The 5,399-nt window shown below is 49.6% G+C and carries 5 protein-coding genes and 1 pseudogene; all 6 read right to left on the reverse strand.

Annotated elements, in window-relative coordinates; genetic code table 11:
* Window positions 1-234: 234 nt before the first annotated feature.
* The 6 genes and pseudogenes from KGB21_RS29140 to KGB21_RS29165 all read right to left on the reverse strand — a co-directional run bounded on the left by KGB21_RS29140 (window position 235) and on the right by KGB21_RS29165 (window position 5,308).
* Complete coding sequence (locus KGB21_RS29140) at window positions 235-744, reverse strand: hypothetical protein (protein WP_223507522.1); 510 nt, start codon at window positions 742-744, stop codon at window positions 235-237.
* 344 nt (window positions 745-1,088) lie between these two features.
* Window positions 1,089-1,976, reverse strand: coding sequence for a hypothetical protein (locus tag KGB21_RS29145; RefSeq protein WP_223507523.1), 888 nt, complete (start codon window positions 1,974-1,976; stop codon window positions 1,089-1,091).
* Between the two features lie 180 nt (window positions 1,977-2,156).
* Window positions 2,157-2,351 carry a hypothetical protein gene (locus KGB21_RS29150; protein WP_223507524.1) on the reverse strand — a complete coding sequence of 65 codons (195 nt, stop codon included), beginning with the start codon at window positions 2,349-2,351 and terminating at the stop codon, window positions 2,157-2,159.
* Window positions 2,352-2,406: 55 nt separating this feature from the next.
* Window positions 2,407-3,546, reverse strand: a pseudogene (locus KGB21_RS29155) (RHS repeat domain-containing protein); the annotation flags it as partial.
* Between the two features lie 68 nt (window positions 3,547-3,614).
* The gene (locus tag KGB21_RS29160; RefSeq protein WP_223507525.1) at window positions 3,615-4,208 is read right to left on the reverse strand and encodes an SMI1/KNR4 family protein; all 594 of its coding nucleotides are present in this window, start codon (window positions 4,206-4,208) and stop codon (window positions 3,615-3,617) included.
* Between the two features lie 581 nt (window positions 4,209-4,789).
* Window positions 4,790-5,308 carry a hypothetical protein gene (locus tag KGB21_RS29165; RefSeq protein ID WP_223507526.1) on the reverse strand — a complete coding sequence of 173 codons (519 nt, stop codon included), beginning with the start codon at window positions 5,306-5,308 and terminating at the stop codon, window positions 4,790-4,792.
* Window positions 5,309-5,399: the final 91 nt, after the last annotated feature.

Here is a 5,399-nt window from a genome sequence, read left to right on the forward strand (position 1 = left end):
ATGGGTAGTGTGGTGGGGTCGGAGATGTTTATAAGAGACAGCTCAAATACGCCATCGCCAGCAAGCCGGCTCCTACAAAAAAGCCCGACTGATTTACATCAGCCGGGCTTTTTTTGCTTCTTTGAATCAGTCAATTCAATCAAGCGCGTGAATCGCTCTACGTAGGAGCCGGCTTGCTGGCGATGGCGCTCCCAAGTACGCCATCGCCAGCAAGCCGTCCGATGCTCCGCGCAATCAGCAGGTGCAGCACATCATCGGCATCCCGTTGCAGCTCATCATCATCGGCATGCCGCAGTCGTTCATCATTTTCATCATCAGGTTGCAGCAGTTTTTCATCATGTCCATGTTCATGCCGGCCATCGGCATGATTTTGCACATCATGCAGTCGGCCATGACGGTGCACTCCATCACGCACTTCATCGATGGCATCGGCATGCCCATCATTGGCGGCATCATTGGCATGGACATCATCATGTTCATCATTGGCTCGGCCATGCTCGCCTGGGACATGCACATCATGCTCATGTTGCCGCAATGCATCATCATCGGCATGCCGCAGTTCATCATCATCTGCATCATTTCAGCGCTGTTCTTGAACATGGCCATGTCCATGCCAGCGGCCGGCATCATCTTGCACATCATGCCGTCGTCCATCATCTCGCAGGTCATGGTCGCCATCATCGGCATGCCCATCATTGGCATGGTGGCGTTCATCGGCATTTGCATCTGCATGGCATTCATCATGGTGTTGCTCCCTGAAGGACTGGATAGTTGGACGAAGCTGATGGGGCGGATTCTATGGATTCGGCCTAGCTCCACAAGCTGGCGGTCAAACAGCCAAAGTCGATGTCGGGGCAGCCTTAAAGATGCAGGCAGGACAGATTATTCTGCTGTAACGAACAACCGTCATTGGTAACGGATGAGGACAATGTCAGGGCGCGGATTTTTTGGTAATGGATATGCGGATTGAGTCTATGTAAATAACGCAAGGAAATAATCGGTCTAAACGCTCTACCACGCCCCCACAAAAAACCCGGCCTGAGTAGCCGGGTTAATTGTGATGTTCACGCTGGCGCCGCCCTGAGATCTCAGGCCAGGCTTGGCTTCGCCTCAGCGCTGCTTGCGCGTTCAGCATCCAGCAATACATCCAGAGTGGTGAGGAACAGGTCATGGCTCATGATGCCGGTGCACACCGTTGATAGCATCGGATTCCCGGCCTCGTCTTGGATGGTGACCTTCTCACTCCAGGCATTCAAATCGATTGAAGAAAGAGTCGACACCGGGACTTTACGTCCGTCAACTTCCAGAAACTCGCGTGTCACAATAATTGTTTGAGTGACGACATTCAGGAAGTCCCCCGCGATCCGTTTGCGCCAGACCTGCCCGGTCGGCACGTATTTGAAAGTCACTGCTCCGCCCGTCTCAAGCTTGTTCATTACAACCGGCAAACGCTCGCGGACGTGCAACTCACGCACCAACTGCTGAAAGTTCTGAAAGCCTTTCAACGACTCGATCACGCGATGAAATGGCTCACTTTCATTACGCCGGTACGCCAGGTTGGTGATCAGGCCAGTGAATGCCGCTTGCCCCGAGCCGAACAGATAAAGATCTTCTAATTCAGCAAACGCCGTAAATTGCTGCTGCTTTCCGCTGACAGCCACAATGCCGTGCTCGTAAACCTCATAATGAGTCCCGCGCAACTTCTTCTGCCACGCATAAAGTCCGAACAGGACCGCCGAAATGACGACCAGCAAGCCACTGACGGAATAGATCAGCAACTGCGGGCTGGAACCACGACTGGTGTTCGCCCCGGAACTGCCCGTCGGCAATATGGTGCCCAGGTACAACACAAATCCTGCCAGACCCAACATGACAATTGCGAACAACAGCATGAAGACCAGAAAGCCCTTGCCGTGGCGGAAGGTGGAGATCAGTTGACCTGTCACCGTTGGAGAGGTTGAGGATGAATGCTGCATGAGATTGGTACTTCCCTAGTAGTTGATTTTAAAACACCTTAATCCAGACGGATGCTGGTGTATTAAAGCATTGCATGCTTCGCGATGCAGGTGGCCGCTGCCTTGGTAAACGTAGCGAGACGCTGATCTATTGATTAGGAGCATTATCCATAAATCATCCGATCAATAGACAACCCCCCACTAGTTATTAAATCGAATTAAATGCCGATATTGAGCGACTACTCCCTTATACTTAACGGCTTTGACTCCTTTTAAAATCATTTGATTTTCCTTCTCAAGTTTTTCTTTCAATTTTGCCACCGACTCGCTTAACCCCAACTCATTCTTGATTGCCAGCACCTCTTGCGGCGTGATTTTGACTTTACCAATAGCCACAATATCTACCGAGTCCGGCAGTGCGTTTGTCTCACCAAGGAAACGCTTTGGAACAAAGACCTAATGGATCAATCCACCCAGTAGGATCAGGAGCATATTTGTATAAGTTATATCCCCCATCCAACCCAATCGGATCCTGCGTTACAAACCGCCCCACCTCCGGATCGTAATACCGAAACGTGTTGTAGTGCAGCCCCGTCTCGTCGTCAAAATACTGCCCCTGAAACCTCAGGTTCTGCTCGACGGCATTAACCGTCAGCTTCTCAACCGAGCCCCACGCCTTGTACGTCGCCTGCCAGACAATCTGCCCTTCACGGTCAGTCATTTCCAGCGGCGTACCAATCTGGTCGGTATGGAAGTAATAAAGCTTTTGCTCTTCACCTTCCGCCTGGTCAACACGCGCCAGCGGCGCATAGCTGCCCGGTTCGTAAACGTACAGACTGCTCTGCCCCGGACGCTCTTCGCGCAGCATCCGCAGGCCTTGCCACAAGAAGTGCTTATGCTCGGTCTTGCCGTTGACCTCGGAAACCTTAGCAACTCGCCGCCCGAGACTGTCGTATCGATACGCACCGGTACTTTGCAACTTGCCATTGACCAGCGTCTCGGCCCGCACCAACCGATTCTCACAGTCATAAACAAACGTCTGCAGCTTGCCCATGCCGCTGCGTTTTTCGATCAGGTTGCCCCACGCATCGTAGGCATATTCCTGATCCCGCCAGCGTTTGAGGCGGTTGTCTTTGACGTGGTCGAACTGGCTGGTGTTGAAGTTCAGCCGGTTCGCTGCGGCGTCGTAGCGGAACTCTTCGCTGTCGACAAGCTTTCCGGTGTCGCGGCTGTGCAGTTGGCCGTTGGCTTCGTATTCGTACTTGATCTCGCCGCGCAGTTTGTCGAGGGTGCGGGTCAACTCGCCGGCCGGGTCGTACTGGTGACGGCGGTGGATCGGGTTGTAGGCGTGCTCCACCAGCAGGTCGGGCTGGATGCCGGGGTTGTGGATGCGCGAGAGTTTTTCCGCTGGCAGGCGCGAGGCGAACTGCCAGCTCTTGCGACCCATGGCGTCGTAGCCGAAGCAGCTGGTGAGTGCGCCCTGGGTACGCAGGACTTCGCGGTGCAGGTCGTCGCGCTCGATGTCGCTGATCAGTTGGCCGTCGAGGTTGAGTTGGTGCAGGTGGCCGCTGCCGTAGTACAGGCGATTGAGGTGTTAGGCTGATACCAAGAGGTATTTTCTAGAAGATCATCAGCACAAACCCTAGATCAGCACCCCTACTAGTTATCGAACCGAATCAGATGTCGATATCTAGCTGATACACCCTCGTATTTGGCAGCTTTCACCTCTTTTAGAACTACCTCATTTTCTTTTTCGAGTTTCTCTTTCAGATTTTTCACCGAATCGTTCAGCCCTAACCCTTTCTTGATTTCCAGAATTTCTTGCAAAGTGGCTTTAGCTTTACCTATTGCCAAAATACTTACGGAGTCCGGTAACTCATTACCATCTTCAAGGACATACGCTAACAATGCTTCAACTGAGAAAAATATTTCCGAATCGTCTAAAAATGGATTACCAGAGCCTATGAGATAAAATTTATCTTCGGCAGATCTATCGATCAGAACAAGCCTGCCACCAGAGTCATCACCCACCAAAAGCTGCCCCGGAAAATCCTTGTCTATATCATATGTTTTATTGCGCTCAACTATTTCTTCCGTCGAATAAATCAACAATTGATCATCAAGCAAAGCTCCATTATAGAGAGCCCAAAAGCTGGCAATCCATACATCCTCATCGACCTCCAACAAGCGGATCGTTTCATTGATCATCGCTGCAGACGCTGGCGGATTTACGCCTGAATAACGTAGAACCATTGAAACGTCCCTAACGAATAAAAACATTCACTTAACTTGAACCTTTGTCTTCCCGGCAGTCCTGGTTGTGGGACGCAACACATGGAACGTTTTCTGATTCATCACATTTGTCCAGAGAAATTCGACCAACATCAACATCCCTGCGAGCATATTTTTTGAGTACGTCTTACTACTTCACACTCATACGAAAATCTATTTACTGCCCTATAAAAACCAACTTTGAATACACTTTATGCACACCCACCCTACCGCCCCTTCATTAGTCAACCAAATAAATCATCCAATAGACCAACTAGAACTCCAACCAATCACAAGCAACGACAAACATCTATCATATCACCAGAAATGTGAGCAGCGCCCAGCGTCCCGACACCACTGAAGCATAATGATATTAAAAGAGCACACTCACCAACTCCGTCGCGCCCCTTCAAAATAGTCAACGCATTTATTGGCACAAGACAAACACACTCAGGAAATTTCACCCCACGGATCAAAAACAAACTCACTATCTATTGGATTAAAACTCAAACCAACCAGCTTTTTTTCTGCCTCAATCTTAAATTCCTCAATACAGGCCCATTTCATAATTTCGATACAAACAAAAAATCCTCACAAACTCCACTTTTTGCAGAGGACTGGCTTATCCAGCTATAAACTGGCACAGTAGGATGATACCGATTAAATAATGGCTCACCAGTTTTCAAATTTTTCTCCAAAGAATATTTAGACCCAGCCTGATCCAGCAACTCCACAGCATCCAAAGGAATAAAAATAAAATACTCACCACTAATCACTCCACTTGCAGGCTTTAGTTCAACCGGCACTGATCGATATCTAACATTTAAACTATCGCAGACCTCAAGAAAGCGTGCTGACACAAGATTGTGCGGAGACCCTAAAAAACCCACATCTAGCGTCTTTATTGTACGATCCAACACTTTAAATTTATAAACCCTCTCCACAACAACACTTTCAACTCCAGGATCAAACTCATCCCACTCCCACTCCCACTCATCACAATTGAACTCACCTGAGATAAATTCAGGCTGACCGCATGATGCTCCACAAAAATCAACCAAATAAAAAATTTCTGCACTCATAGCAGTCGCGCTGTAATTTTGTCTACAGCGTATTTTCCGCTTTCCAACCTTTCACGTGCCATTCGCTGCACCCTACCCACCCCCAAAAGCC

This window comes from Pseudomonas sp. GL-RE-29, from assembly GCF_019947275.1.
Lineage (GTDB): Bacteria > Pseudomonadota > Gammaproteobacteria > Pseudomonadales > Pseudomonadaceae > Aquipseudomonas > Aquipseudomonas fluorescens_A.